Annotated in this window: 11 protein-coding genes and 2 pseudogenes; 8 read left to right on the top strand and 5 right to left on the bottom strand. The window is 67.7% G+C overall.

Features of this window, described 5'->3' with window-relative positions:
- Positions 1 to 183: pseudogene (locus tag ACFVYA_RS47165) on the bottom strand (hypothetical protein); the annotation flags it as partial.
- A gap of 204 nt (positions 184 to 387) precedes the next feature.
- On the opposite strand from ACFVYA_RS47165, the gene ACFVYA_RS47160 reads away from it, so the two are divergent.
- Genes ACFVYA_RS47160 through ACFVYA_RS47150 form a run of 3 tightly spaced genes read left to right on the top strand, consistent with a single transcriptional unit; the run spans position 388 to position 3,318 of the window.
- The gene (locus ACFVYA_RS47160) at positions 388 to 1,335 is read left to right on the top strand and encodes an ABC-three component system protein (RefSeq protein ID WP_387054806.1); all 948 of its coding nucleotides are present in this window, start codon (positions 388 to 390) and stop codon (positions 1,333 to 1,335) included.
- Positions 1,332 to 1,598, top strand: a complete 267-nt coding sequence (locus ACFVYA_RS47155; RefSeq protein WP_387054804.1) for an ABC-three component system middle component 6 — start codon at positions 1,332 to 1,334, stop codon at positions 1,596 to 1,598. The genes ACFVYA_RS47160 and ACFVYA_RS47155 overlap by 4 nt, the downstream gene beginning before the upstream one ends.
- The gene (locus ACFVYA_RS47150; protein ID WP_387054802.1) at positions 1,576 to 3,318 is read left to right on the top strand and encodes an ABC-three component system protein; all 1,743 of its coding nucleotides are present in this window, start codon (positions 1,576 to 1,578) and stop codon (positions 3,316 to 3,318) included. Before ACFVYA_RS47155 ends, ACFVYA_RS47150 begins: the two co-directional genes overlap by 23 nt.
- A gap of 546 nt (positions 3,319 to 3,864) precedes the next feature.
- On the opposite strand, the gene ACFVYA_RS47145 is transcribed toward ACFVYA_RS47150, so the two are convergent.
- Positions 3,865 to 4,815, bottom strand: coding sequence for an NADP-dependent oxidoreductase (locus ACFVYA_RS47145; RefSeq protein ID WP_387054800.1), 951 nt, complete (start codon positions 4,813 to 4,815; stop codon positions 3,865 to 3,867).
- 131 nt (positions 4,816 to 4,946) lie between these two features.
- On the opposite strand from ACFVYA_RS47145, the gene ACFVYA_RS47140 reads away from it, so the two are divergent.
- From ACFVYA_RS47140 to ACFVYA_RS47130, 3 genes and pseudogenes are all read left to right on the top strand, one after another.
- On the top strand, positions 4,947 to 5,807 hold the full coding sequence (locus ACFVYA_RS47140) for a helix-turn-helix domain-containing protein (protein WP_387054798.1): 861 nt from the start codon (positions 4,947 to 4,949) through the stop codon (positions 5,805 to 5,807).
- Positions 5,808 to 6,222: 415 nt separating this feature from the next.
- Positions 6,223 to 6,795 (top strand): annotated as a pseudogene (locus ACFVYA_RS47135) (radical SAM protein); the annotation flags it as partial.
- Positions 6,796 to 6,825: 30 nt separating this feature from the next.
- On the top strand, positions 6,826 to 7,101 hold the full coding sequence (locus tag ACFVYA_RS47130; protein ID WP_387054796.1) for a hypothetical protein: 276 nt from the start codon (positions 6,826 to 6,828) through the stop codon (positions 7,099 to 7,101).
- Positions 7,102 to 7,527: 426 nt separating this feature from the next.
- On the opposite strand, the gene ACFVYA_RS47125 is transcribed toward ACFVYA_RS47130, so the two are convergent.
- The 3 genes from ACFVYA_RS47125 to ACFVYA_RS47115 are packed head-to-tail and all read right to left on the bottom strand — an operon-like array spanning position 7,528 to position 9,743.
- Positions 7,528 to 7,824 carry a DUF1330 domain-containing protein gene (locus ACFVYA_RS47125; protein ID WP_387054794.1) on the bottom strand — a complete coding sequence of 99 codons (297 nt, stop codon included), beginning with the start codon at positions 7,822 to 7,824 and terminating at the stop codon, positions 7,528 to 7,530.
- A 33-nt stretch (positions 7,825 to 7,857) separates the two neighbouring features.
- On the bottom strand, positions 7,858 to 9,288 hold the full coding sequence (locus ACFVYA_RS47120) for an MFS transporter (protein WP_387054792.1): 1,431 nt from the start codon (positions 9,286 to 9,288) through the stop codon (positions 7,858 to 7,860).
- Positions 9,285 to 9,743: a MarR family winged helix-turn-helix transcriptional regulator gene (locus tag ACFVYA_RS47115; RefSeq protein ID WP_387054790.1), complete on the bottom strand. Its 459-nt coding sequence runs from the start codon at positions 9,741 to 9,743 to the stop codon at positions 9,285 to 9,287. The genes ACFVYA_RS47120 and ACFVYA_RS47115 overlap by 4 nt, the downstream gene beginning before the upstream one ends.
- A 58-nt stretch (positions 9,744 to 9,801) precedes the next feature.
- Between ACFVYA_RS47115 and ACFVYA_RS47110 the strand changes: the two genes are divergently transcribed.
- Together ACFVYA_RS47110 and ACFVYA_RS47105 are read left to right on the top strand one after the other, a co-directional pair.
- Positions 9,802 to 9,942, top strand: coding sequence for a hypothetical protein (locus tag ACFVYA_RS47110; protein WP_387054789.1), 141 nt, complete (start codon positions 9,802 to 9,804; stop codon positions 9,940 to 9,942).
- A 535-nt stretch (positions 9,943 to 10,477) separates the two neighbouring features.
- A partial coding sequence (locus ACFVYA_RS47105; protein WP_387054787.1) for a PA14 domain-containing protein occupies positions 10,478 to 12,879 on the top strand: 2,402 nt, incomplete at its 3' end.

Genomic DNA, 12,879 nt, shown 5'->3' with positions numbered 1-12,879 from the left:
GCCGATGACGATGAAGAGCACGAGCGAGACCGCGAGCGGGACGGAGATCTGGTACTCCAGGTTCACGCCGCCGTCGACCGCGTCGTTGATCGGGTAGTTGACCAGGTAGAAGGCGATCAGACCCATGGCCCAGCTGACCAGCGCCGCCGTCGGCCCCGGAGCTTCCGCTCGGGGCCACGTCACGTTTCCGAACTCACTCGCGCACAACGCCGCCAACACATAGTCACTGCCGGCTCCCGTTATCCACAGCCTGTGGATACGGAGGGGCTGATGACCGCAGTCTCAAAACGGTCGATCGGGCCGATCTCGACCGAACAGTGCTTCACAGGAGTCAGCGCTCTCGTTACCTTGGGCGCAAGGACGTGTTCGGAGAGCATGGGAGGCTTCGTGGCGCTCAGCTTCGAGGAGCAGAGCTTCGTCCGAGGCATCCTGCGACGCAAGCTTGACGAGTTGATCGAAAACGCGTTCGAGCGGTTCTTCCAGAACCTCATGTGCGCCCGCTATGCCGACTTCATCGATGTCAGGACGCACGGCAACATCGGCGACATCGGCGCCGATGGACTCAGCCTCCATGATGGCAAGCTGTATGCCTGCTACGCGCCGGGGGTACCTGACGCGGCGGAGGTACGAAGGAAGTTCCGCGGCGACCTCAGCAAGGCGATCAGCAAGCGGGCCGGCCAGTTCGGCACGTTCGTGTTCGTCCACAACGATTTGCGAGGCGTCAACCCAGAGGTGTCGGTCTTGCTCTCTCAGGGCCGTCTCGACCAGCCACAACTTGGCTTCGAGCAAATGGGCCCGCAGCACCTACACCGAGAACTCTGTCGCCTTGAGCGCGACGAGATCCAGGAGCTGCTTGGCTGCGAGATCCCGGTATCCGAGCGCGTTTATCGCCTCGGCTTGGAGGACTTGGAACCCCTACTCACCCACCTGATCACCCAACGACATCGCGTTGTCTCACCGGCGCCGGTCCCGGCAGTCCCCCCGGAGAAGCTGGACTACAACCGCCTGTGCCCAGAGGACCAAGAAGAGATCATCTCGGCGACCCGCTACATCCCATTCGTTGATGAGTACTACGACCTGCGGCGCGATCCAACCGAACGAGATGAAGTTGCACAGGGCCTGAACGCGTATTACCAGCAGATCAAGGCCACGTACCCGGACCCCGGCGACATCTTGTGGAAGCTACAGGAGTACATCGCCGGCAACGCGCGAGGCCGCCGCGAGCAGGAGCGCGCGGTCATGGTTATCCTTGCCTGCTTCTTCCAGACCTGTGACATCTTCGAGGAGCCGCCGGCGAACTGGCGGGCGCCAGCTAGGCAAGGGACAGCATCATGATCGCGCCGACGAAGGGTATCGCCCCGCAGCGATCCCTTCTCGTGATCGGCGCCCAGACCCTACAAGTACTCGACCGGCCGATGACGATCAGCCAGACGTGGACGAGACTACGGGAGTGGCGTGCCAGCAACGGCCACCACGCGCCGGTACCGTTTTGGTGGTTTGTTCTGTCCCTAGATGTTCTATATGCACTATCTGTTGTTGAGCTAGATCGAGAGCTGCTGACGAGGAGGCGGGCGGATGCTGCGCCGGCTGGGGGCTAGCGACCCTCGGTTCCGCACGCTGACCTTCCACCCCGGCCTCAACATCCTCGTCGCCGATGTCACACCCGGCTCCAGGGACACCGACAGCCGAAACGGCGCCGGCAAGTCCAGCATGATCGAGCTGCTGCATTTCCTGCTCGGCGAGCGCACGGACAGTTCGGCCCTTGCTGTCCGGCCTGAGCTGCGCACTACCGAATTCACACTGCTCTTGGACTGGCCGAACCAACCCGGGCCGCTCACAGTCAGTCGATCCGGCGGCCGGCCAGGTTGGGTCCACCTCGATCCCCTCCCGGCTGGCGCCGACCATGGTCAGTTGGAACTCGGCACCGGTCACATCCGGCTTGCCGAATGGCAACGCCTCATCGAACGCGACCTGTTCGGTCTGCCCGACGAGCACGCCGGCATCAGCGGGCGGAGCCTGTTGTCGTTCCTCATCCGGCGTACCAGCTCGGCCGGGTACAACAGCGCAGTGCGCAGCCACGGTCGACAAGCGGACTCGGATGCCACCACCAACCTCGCATACCTATTTGGCTTGGACTGGCACCTCGCCGACCGCTACCGAGTACTCAAGGCCAGAGACAACGCCCGAACCCAAATGCAGAAGGCCGCCCAGGACCCGATCTTGGGACGGATCATCGGCAGAGTTGCCGACCTACGAAGCCAAATCGCGTTGGCCGAGCGACGAGTCGCGGACGTTGAACGTCAGGTCGCGAACTTCCGCGTTGTCCCTGAGTACGAACACCTGCGCCAGGAAGCCGACCAGGTCGATCAGCAGATTCGCCAACTCCGTGCACGTGACGTTGTTGATCGACGCAACCTGCAAGACCTGGAGCGTGCGCTCGAAGAGGCTGCCGACCCGGACATCAGCTACCTGGAGCCGGTCTATGCCGAGCTTGGAGTCATGCTTACCGATCAGGTCCGCAGGCGGTTTGACGAGGTCGAGGCGTTCCACCAATCCGTTGTGGGCAACCGCCGCCGCTACCTCGACGAGGAAGCGACCGCCACGAGGCAACGCTTGACCGACAGCGAGGCGGAACGCCAGCGGTTGGGCGATCAACTAGCGTCGATCTTGCGCACCTTACAGGAAGGAGGCGCGCTGGAAGCACTGACCACACTGCAACAGGTCCTCGGCCAGGAACAAGCGGTCCTTTCGGCGCTGCGCCACCGCTTCGAGGCCGCACAGGCGCTTGAGGCGACCAAGCGGGAGATCACGCAGGCCAGGTTGACCCTCCAGCAAGAGATGGACCGTGACATCGAGGATCGGCGCGGCTACATCGACGAAGCGACAGTTCTGTTCTCGGAGTTTGCCCGCAGTCTTTACGGGCCTGATCGGACCGCGTACCTGCGGTTCGAGGCAGGAGACAAGAGCCTCCGAATCAACCCCCACATCGACAGCGACAACAGTGTCGGCATCAGCAGCATGGTCATCTTTTGCTTCGACCTAACCCTAGCCGTGCTAGCCCATCGGGCCGGTCGTGCGCCGGACTTCCTGATCCACGACAGTCACCTCTTCGACGGTGTTGACGACCGTCAGCTCGCTGCCGCCCTTACTCTGGCCGCGGAGGTCACAGCCCGTGAAGGGCTCCAGTACATCATCTCGCTGAACTCTGACGACCTCGACAAGGCCCGCCGCCGCAACTTCGTTACCGACGCCCATCTAGTGGATCAACGGCTCACCGACCAATACGAAGACGGGGGCCTCTTCGGCTTCCGCTTCTGAGCCTGTTCATTGCGCTTCAATACAAGCCCACCGTGAGACGGAAGGCTGCGCGGTCTTCGTGTGCCCAGCACGCCGGGAGCCCACGCGGGTAGGAGGATCTCTGCCACCTCGTCTCTATGTAACTGCCATGTGAGGTCCGCGCTGGCGTCGAAGTTGGGACACGCCTCCTTGCTTATCGCCGTTCACCTTCGCCCCGAAGTACCCATCTGCCCTTCGGCCCGGCGCTACGGTGACCTAAGAAGGGAGGTGGATCTAGCATGGACTGGGCCAAAGACGTGATCATCGCCGCAAAGGTGCCCGTAGCTACGTGATGATGGCCATTGTCCAGCGGAGCGCTTGGCGGCAGGCTCGGGAGGACATTCGGGGGCGGCTCCTGACTCCAGCGCGGCTGACCTGAACTCGTGGTCAGCACCTAATAACAGTCACTTCCTGAGCCTGCCGACTACAGGGATAGGGCAGCGGCTTCCTCGTCTGCTTGACACAGAGAGGAGCCAAGAGCGGACGACGGCCTCGGTGATTCCTCCAGAGGCAAACCCGTTCAATGCCTCATCCGGAGATGGCGAGTACGTGCTTGCCCAGCACACCGCCGCGTTCGAAGGCCTCGTGGGCGGTGGCGATGTCGGCCAGCGGGTACACGCAGTGCACCACCGGGCGAAGCGCGCCGGCCGTGACGTGGTCGGCCAGCTCGTCCAGCACCGCGGAACCGGGATTGGCGCTGAACGTGCGGATGCGCCGGGAGCCGTGGATGCTCGACGCCGCGATCGCGGCCAGGGCGGGAGCCGAGAGCCCGACGGTGACCATCCGGCCGCCCTTGGCCAGCCTGCTGCGGTAGCAGTGCAGCTCGGTGCCGACCGTGTCTACGATGACGTCGAACGGCCCGATCTCCTCCGCGGTGGTGGTGCCGTAGTCGAGGACCTCGTCGGCCCCGAGGTCGCGCAGGACCGCGGCGTGGCGGTCGCGGGCCAGCGCGGTGACGTGCCCGCCCATCGCTTGGGCCAGCTGCACCGCCGCGGTGCCCACGCCGCCGGCCGCGCCCCGGACCAGGACCCGCTCGCCCTCGGTCAGCCGGACGCTGTCGCGCAACGCGATCAGCGCGGTGCTGCCCGCGACGACCAGGGAGGCCGCCTCGACGGCCGAAACACCCACCGGCGCCGGACTGATGCGGTCGGCGGGAACCACGACGTACTCGGCTGCTCCGGCGACGGTGTGCCGTTTCCGGGGGTGCACCATGCCCCACACCCGGTCCCCGGCCTGGTAGCCGTCGACGCCCGAGCCGGCCGTGACGACGACACCGGCGAAGTCCAGCCCGACCCCGATCGGAAACTTCCGGCCCGACACCATCTTCACCCCGCCGACGCGGACGATCGCGTCGTGTCCGTTCACACTGGACGCCTCGACCGCCACCAGGACCTCGCCGGCACCGGGGGAGGGGCGGTCGGTTTCGGTGACCCGCAGGACGTCCGGTGCTCCGAAGCTGGTGATCTGTGCGGCTTTCATGTCGGGTTTCCTCCCGTGATCGGCTGGTGTGCCGCCGATCCTGGGGCCTGCCCGCGGAAACTCGGTCGTTCGCGTTGTCCTGGGTCTGCGGGACCCACCTTCGCCGGGCGCGTCCCGGGCATACTGGGCCGGTGACCGACGACCCCCGCCGCGCGCTGGCCGAGTTCCTGCGGACCCGGCGAACCCGGGTGCGGCCGCAGGACGTCGGCTTGGAGCCGGGCCCGCGGCGACGCGTCGCCGGGCTGCGCCGCGAAGAACTGGCCATGCTCGCCGGGGTGAGCTCGGACTACTACCAGCGCATGGAGCAGGGCCGCGACGTGCGGCCTTCAGGCGAGGTCCTCGACGCCATCGCCGGGGCGCTGAACTTTTCCGCCGAGGAGACCCGGCACCTGCACAGCCTCGCCGCCGCCGCGCGCACCCCGGCCCGCCCCGCACGCGCGTACCCGCCGGAGGAAGTACCGGAGACCACGCTGCGGCTGCTGGCCGGGACGACCTCGCCCGCACTGGTCGTCGGGCGCTTCCTGGACGTGCTGGCCTGGAACCCACTGGCCGGCGGACTCCTCGGCGCGTTCACCGATCTGCCGCGGGCCGAGCGGAACCTGCTGGCGATGCTGCTGCACCCCGACGCCGACCAGGCCTGCCCGGAACGGTCGGCCACCGTCGCCGAGCTGACCGCCATGCTGCGGACGCAGGTCGCCACCGAGCCGGGGCACCCGCGCGCGGTGGAGCTGGTCGGTGAGCTGGCGGTGCGCAGTGCGGAGTTCGCGACGCTGTGGGCCCGCCACGACGTCGAGGACACCACCCGCGGCCGGATGCGCGTCGAACACCCGCTGGTCGGAGAGCTGAATCTGGACTGGGACGCCTACCCGATGCCGGGCGCGCCCGGGCCCGTGCTCATCGTCTACACCGCCGAGCCGGGCAGCGCGGACGACGAACGACTTCAGCGGATAGCGGGCACGCTCGTTGGAGACGGTCGCGTTCGCACCCATTGATTCGATCCACGAGTTGATTCGATCCATGAGCAGACGAACAGGGGTGCGGCAGTCTCCTGAACGGCTGCACCCAGTCGGGAGGATCGGCCACCACGGCGGCGATCCGGTGCTTCGGCAGTCTGCACGGATCGGCGTCGAACTTCGCCAGGTCAAGCGGGCGGTCGACTGGTCCAACGGTAGTGGGCATCGGTCTGCGCCGGTGACGGCGGCTGGGCAGCACATGGGCGGTGTCGACGGGCCGCATCCGGTGAGCAGGTTCGCCGACACCCCGGGAAGCGGGCTCGTCCCCAGAGCCGCCGCTTCGGGAGTGGACGACCTCGGACGAGGGCGGCGCGCTGCAGAGTGATGTGGAACACACGCGCGTGCGGCGGTGCTCTGACCTGCATAGACAGTCGGCGAGCGTCTTTGTAAAACAGTAGGGATGGGTGAACCACTCGCGAACTACAAGCGTGTGGTGGCGGCGGTCCGGCGGATCACGGATCCCGCTCCCGGTGGTCTGGGGATCGGTCAGCGTTCGGTGACGGTGTCGACCGTGGGGTTGGCGCCGGCGATCCGCAAGCTGGCGGACGAGAAGATGCAGGTGCGGCTGGCGGTGTCGTTGCACACACCGGACGACGAGCTGCGGGACACGTTGGTGCCGGTGAACGAGCGGTGGTCGGTGGACGAGGTGCTGTCGGCTGCGCGGTACTACGCCGACACTTCCGGGCGCCGGGTGTCTATTGAGTACGCGTTGATCCGGGACATCAACGACCAGCCGTGGCGGGCGGAGCTGCTGGCGAAGCGGCTGCGGAAGCACTTGGGTCAGCTGGTGCACGTGAACGTGATTCCGTTGAACCCGACGCCGGGTTCGAAGTGGGACGCGTCGCCGAAGCCGGTGGAGCGGGAGTTCGTGCGGCTGGTGAATGCCGGGGGAGTAGCGTGCACGGTGCGTGACACGCGCGGCCAGGAGATTGCCGCGGCCTGTGGCCAGCTGGCTGCCGAAGGCTGAGTTGTTCGTTTCGATGATGGAGTGTTTGCCGTGATGTATGCCCCCAGCCTGTTGGACCCGGCTGCGGAGGAGCTTCGGCTCGCGGACGTGTGCGGCCGTGGTGCGACCGAGGTTGCCCGTGAGGCGCGGACGTTGCTGGGTGAGCGGTTCAGCTCGGTGACGTTCATGTACGTGCTGATGCGGGCGTTCGAGGTGGAGTACACGGCGGCGTGTGACGCTTCGCGGTGGCACGAGTTCCATGGTGGGCCGCGGGCGCTGTCGGACGCTGATCTGGAGAAGCTGCTCGCTCCGTGGCTTGGCCGCTGACCAACTCTGACCTGCGCCGCCCCGTTCGGTGCAACTAGCCGGCCCACCTGGCCGTCGACCACGGCCCCCTTCGACCTGGTCCTGGCCGGAGGCCTCTTCGACTATCTCGAAGAGCGCTTCGCCCGAGCCCTGGTTTGCACCACTGTCCAGTCGGTGCCGCTCCGGAAGCATGTTCTCCTTTTCCACCATCGCGACCCCGAACCTCTACGCTGCCCCGATGACCCACATTGGCCGCTGGAACCTCGTCGAACGCACCCACCCCCGACCGACGTCGAAGCCGACCCGCGCCGCCGGGGACCGTCGCCGGACCGGGCATCACCGCCGATGCCATTGGCCTGGCGCTTTTTCGCGACGGTGCGGCGCGCTGACGAGCCGGGGTGATCCCGGCAGTCGGCTTGGTGTTCGTCGCCGACGTAGCCTCGGCCGTCAGTCGAGGCCTTCGATGATGCGGAAGTCGCGTTCGAAGCCGTCGGGGAGTGCGGCCAGCGCCTCCTGGTAGGCCGCACTCTCGTAGGCGGCGACCGCCTGTTCGAAGCTGTCGAACTCGATCAGGACGACGCGCTCGGCGATTCCGGCTTCGTGTGCGACGACCCGGCTGCCGCCGCGGGCGAACGTCCGCCCGCCTGCGGCCTTGACGGCTGGAGCGGCCAGTTTGTTGTAGGCAGCCAGCTGCTCGGGGTCTGTGATGGTGGGGTAGACGCTGACCCAGTAGCCCTTGGGCATTGAACCTCCAGTGTCGGGATGAGTGCATCAGACTTACGGGTTGGTCTCGGACGAGCGTCGGCGGGCGAGAGCGAGGCTGGTCAGCGTTGTGATCGCCATGGCGCCGATGCCGGCCAGTGCCGCGGTGGTGTAGGCGCCCTCGTCGGGGGAGAGGTGGCCGGGGCCGGTGCCCGCGGCGAGGATCAGGCCGCCGATGGCGCTGCCCAGGGAGTACCCGACGCTGCGGACGACGTAGTTGAAGCTCATGGCGCTCGACGTCTCGCTCTGGGGGGTGACGGCCAGGATGACGCCGGGCATGGCGGCCGAGAAGCTGCCGACGCCGAAGCCCAGCACGCCCATGGCCGCGAGCAGTTCGGTCAGGTTGGACCGGGCGGTGGCGAACAGGGCGAACCCGCCGCCGACGATGGCGGCGCTGCCGGCCAGGAGCAGGGGGCCGTTGATCCGTTCGCGGACTCGCGGCGTGAGCTTGCCGGCGACGAACCCCAGCACGGAGAACGGGATGAGGACCAGCCCCGCCACGAAGGTGGTCAGTCCGAAGCCGTAGCCGGCGCTGTGCGGCGTCTGCGCGTAGCGGGTGATGAGCGTGAGCAGGAGGTACATGCCGCTCCCGCCGACGAACATGGCGATGTTCGCCCCGGCGACCGCCGGGTGCCGTACCGCCCGGATGTCGATCAGGGGCGTCTTGGTTCGCAGTTCGGAAACGGTCCAGCCGCCGAGCAGGAGTACGGCGGCGATGGCAAGGGTCACCGCCACGGCGAGGTGTCGGCTCCACAGGCTCCTCTCGCCGGCCAGGAACAGGACGAGGAGCAGTCCACCCGCCAGGACGAGCGCACCGGCCACGTTCACGTGAGCGGAGCGGCCTTCGGGAGCTGCGGGCATGGAGCGCCACGCGGTCACGAAGGCGATGGCGGTGACGAGCAGGCCGAGGCCGTAGGCGGCCCGCAGTCCGCCGAACTCGGCGAGCAGCGCGGCCAGCGGGTAGCCGACGCCGGCTCCGATGATGGAGACCACTGAGATCAGGGCGATCGTGGCGGCGCTGCGCTTCTCGGGAAGGTGGTCGCGGGCCACGCCCATCATCAGCGCCGTGAGACCGAGGCCGGCGCCTTGGGCCGCTCGGCCCCCGAGCAGCCAGGCGAACGGCAGCGGCAGCACGGTGAGCGCACTGCCGACGACGACGATCGCCAGCGTGGCGAGGATCGTGGCCCGCCGGTGCGGACCGGCTCCGAGCCGGCCGAGGACGGGTGTGGCGACGGCGCCGCTGAGCAGCGCGATGGTCAGCGTCCACTGCGCGCTGTCGAGGGAGACGTGGAACGCGGTCGCCACGCTGGTGATGAGCGGCGTCCCGAGGCTGGCGACCGCCGCCACGACCAGGGCGATGAACATCAGGGCGGGGACCAGCAGGCGTGCCTCGGAACGTATCAGGCCAGTGCTCTGGGGCTGGTCATGAGCCTGGGCCGCGGTCACCGGTCTGACTCCCCTCGGGCGTGGCTTTCGAGCTCCGCCAGATGCAGCAGCGCCGGAAGGGCTGCTGCCAAGGCCTCGACCTCGTCACCGGTGAGTTTGTCGATCAACCGCGCATACGCGTCAACGCCCGCCTGGCGTCGCGTCCGGACGTACGACGCGCCGGCCTCGGTCAGGCACACCAGCGTGACCCGCTTGTCGGCCGGATCGCCCTGCCGCTCGACCAGCCCGGATTCCTCCATCACCCGGACCAGGACGGTCATCGCGGGCTGGGTGACGCCCTCGGTCGCGGCCAGATCGGTGATCCGTCGCGGGCCGGTCTTGTCCAGGGTGGCCAGGGTGGCGGCGGATGTGAGGCTCATGTCGCGGGGAAGGCGTCTCACGGCCCTGGTGGCCAGGCCGTAGAGGGCTGACCCGATGGCATCGGAAGCGCCGTGCGCGGCGTCTCGGCGACTCATGACCGAAGCATAGCAGCTTTATATAAATCCTCTATGCATCTCTTGGTGGAGGACGTTCATGTACGTGCTGATGCGGGCGTTCGAGGTGGAGTACACGGCGGCGTGTGACGCTTCGCGGTGGCACGAGTTCCATGGTGGGCCGCGGGCGCTGTCGGATGCTGACCTGGAGAAGCTGCTCGCTCCGTGGCTCGGTCGCTGACCAGCGGTTCAGCTGACCCGGTAGACCCGTTCGCCCTGGACGGCAAGCACCAAAACTGATCCGTTCGTCGAGCCATCGGATCGCGAGGATGACCGCGCCGGCTGCCGCGGGACCACGACGTGGCGCCGGGATTCCTTGCGCAGCCACGTCATGAAGGCGATCACGAACCAGCCCGGCAACGCGGCACCGAAGCTCGGACAGCCCCGACAGTTGTACGGCGACGACCTGCGCCTTTACCCCATCCGTGATCAGTCGGCAACTGTGTGTTTCGTCTCACTCGACGGTGTAACAACCGTGTGAGGTTCCGACGATGCAGGGTGCGGGCGAGGGACGAGAATTCCCGACCCGCGGGCCAGCCGGGTACGACGTGCGCGGAGGGCCCAGCTTCATCCCGCGTCGGCAGTTGTGCTCCGCGGGCCATTGGGGGCGGCCGCGGCGAGATGCCGGGTCGCCGGGGGAGGAACCGGTCGTGCTGCCGTTGTCGCGTCCTGTCCATCTGGTCCGCTGGGTCAGAGCGCTCGTGCTCGTCTTGACGATGACCCTGCTCGTCGGTAGTGCTGAAGCGATCGCGGCTCCGCAGCGACTGGCCGAAGCGCCGAAGCCGATCGACCCGCGCGACGTCGGGTTGCTGCCCTCGGCCCCACCGGCGCCTGTCGCGCCGCAGGCGCCGTCGAAGGCGGATTTCGTCGCCCAGAGCCGCCTGGACGGGGGAGCGGGCACGCATTTCGACCCGCAGCGCTCCACGCCGGTGTCGCGGTCGACGTTCGTCACCGAGTACGTCAACCCGGATGGCACGCACTCGGTACGGCAGTCGAACCAGCCGCTGAACGTGCAGGACGAGCAGGGTCGGTGGCAGCCGGTTCAGACCACCCTGGCGACCGACCCGACCACCAAGCGCGCCGACGCCGACAACCACCCGCTGAGTCCGTCGCTGGCCACGAAAGCGAATGACGCCGCAGTGCTGCAGGTCGAGTCCGGCGGCCACACTGCCGGCCTGACCCTCGACCAGGCCGCGCCCACGGCGGCCGCGGTCAAGGGCGACTCGGTCACCTACCCCGAGGTCGCCGTCGGCACCGACCTGGACTACGAGGTCACCCCGGGCGCGGTCAAGGAGACGATCAAGCTCAAGCGACCGCCGGCCGACGGCCGCCCGTCGTGGAAGTTCAGGCTCACCACGGGTGACCTGACACCGAAGCTGGAGAAGAACGGCGCGGTCACGCTGGCCGACAAGAGCGGCGCGGCGAAGATCGTGCTGCCGCCGATCGAGACCTGGGACTCTGCGGGCAACGGCGAGACGGCACCGGCGATGACCGGCGGCACCTACACCTTGGAGAAGGCCGGCGCGGACTGGTGGCTGACCGTCTCGGTTGATGCGAACTGGCTGCGCGATCCCCGGCGGGTCTACCCGGTGTCGGTCGACCCGACCTTCACCTACGGCGTCACCGAGTCACACTCCTACCGCTCGGACGGCACGAACTGCGACGCCTGCGGTCTGCGGATCGGCAACAGCCAGGCCAACGGCGACACGTACAACCGCAGCGTCTTCCACATGGACTACTCGCCGCTGTTCGGCAAGACCGTGGTCGGCGCGCGGATGGACCTGACCCGCAACACCAGCGTCGTCGGCTCGCTGAAGACGTGGAACGCGAACCTGTACCACGCGTCGGCGTTCAACTTCAACGGCGTCGGCGGCTACATGACCAGCGCGCTGGTCGGCGACGTCGGCAGTTTCGTCGGCGAAGGCCTGACCGGGTTCATCCGCGACCGCGTCAACGCCCGCGACGGCTCGGTCTTCTTCATGATGATCGGCGCCGAGAACCCCGGCACCTGGACCTACAAGAACCTCAACGCGACTCTCACCGTCGACACCGGCTCCCCGGCTCCGGCCACCACCCTGGTCGCCCCGGTGGATGGCACGGTGTCGACGTCGCTGACGCCGACCCTGTCGGTCAACCCGGTCACCGACCCGGACGGCGAGCAGGTCAAGTACTGCTTCCGCGTCGCCACCGGCGCCGACGCGAAGTCCGGTGTCGTGGTCGAGTCCGGCTGCTTGACCACGCCGACGTGGACGGTGCCGGCGGGCGTTCTGCAGGACGGTGTCGCCTACACCTGGCAGGCGATGACCTACAGCGGCGCCACCACGGTCACCCCGACGTGGATCGGGCATTTGAAGATCGACCAGCGCATCGGCGACCACGGCCCGTCACCGACCGATGAGGCCGGCCCGGTCACGGTGAACCTGGCCAACGGCAACGTCTCCACCAGTGAGCAGGCCCCGTCGTCCCTGACCGTCGGCGGCAGCGCCGGCGTGAGCTTCGGGTACAACTCGCAGCAGGTCGAGAACAAGGGCCTCAAGGCGTCCTACTTCGCCGACCTGTCGCACAACGGGATCATCAACGACGCGCAGCAGCCGGTGCTGGTGCGGACCGAGCCGCAGGTCAACGTCGACTGGGGCACCGACTCGCCCTTTGCTCCGGCGTTGCCGGCGGACTGGTTCGTCGCCCGCTGGGAGGGGTTCTTCCAGGCTCCGGTCGCCGGGACCTACCAGTTCGCCGGGGTGCACGACGACGGTGGCACGGTGTGGATCAACGGCGCCAAGGTCTACGAGGTCAACAACGCGAGCGACCTGAACTGGACCCAGGCGACCGGCGTCTCGCTGACCGCCGGGCAGCGCGTGCCGATCAAGATCGAGAACGCCGAGGCGACCGGCGCGGCGAAGATGCGGTTGTTCGTCCGCACCACCGACAACACCACCGTCGCCCCGCAGATCGTCCCCGCCGACTGGCTCTACACCAGCGACCTGCCGGTGCTTCCGCAGGGCTGGACGCTGTCGGCCGACCTCGACGGTGACGGCTCGAGCTACACCGAAGCCAAGGTCACCGACCAGAACATCGTCTTGACGGACGCGTCGGGAGCCAAGCACACCTGGACCAAGAA

Origin of the sequence: Amycolatopsis sp. NPDC058278, from assembly GCF_042881395.1 — a bacterium.
Classification (GTDB): domain Bacteria; phylum Actinomycetota; class Actinomycetes; order Mycobacteriales; family Pseudonocardiaceae; genus Amycolatopsis.
Note: the sequence above shows the minus strand (reverse complement) of the source record. Positions and strands in the feature narration are given on the sequence as shown.

Excerpts from the sequence above, each read along its gene's own strand:
- ACFVYA_RS47145 (WP_387054800.1), bottom strand. The coding sequence starts at position 4,815 with ATGAAAGCCGCACAGATCACCAGCTTCGGAGCACCGGACGTCCTGCGG.
- ACFVYA_RS47155 (WP_387054804.1), top strand. The coding sequence starts at position 1,332 with ATGATCGCGCCGACGAAGGGTATCGCCCCGCAGCGATCCCTTCTCGTG.
- ACFVYA_RS47150 (WP_387054802.1), top strand. The coding sequence starts at position 1,576 with ATGCTGCGCCGGCTGGGGGCTAGCGACCCTCGGTTCCGCACGCTGACC.
- ACFVYA_RS47110 (WP_387054789.1), top strand. The coding sequence starts at position 9,802 with ATGTACGTGCTGATGCGGGCGTTCGAGGTGGAGTACACGGCGGCGTGT.
- ACFVYA_RS47115 (WP_387054790.1), bottom strand. The coding sequence starts at position 9,743 with ATGAGTCGCCGAGACGCCGCGCACGGCGCTTCCGATGCCATCGGGTCA.
- ACFVYA_RS47125 (WP_387054794.1), bottom strand. The coding sequence starts at position 7,824 with ATGCCCAAGGGCTACTGGGTCAGCGTCTACCCCACCATCACAGACCCC.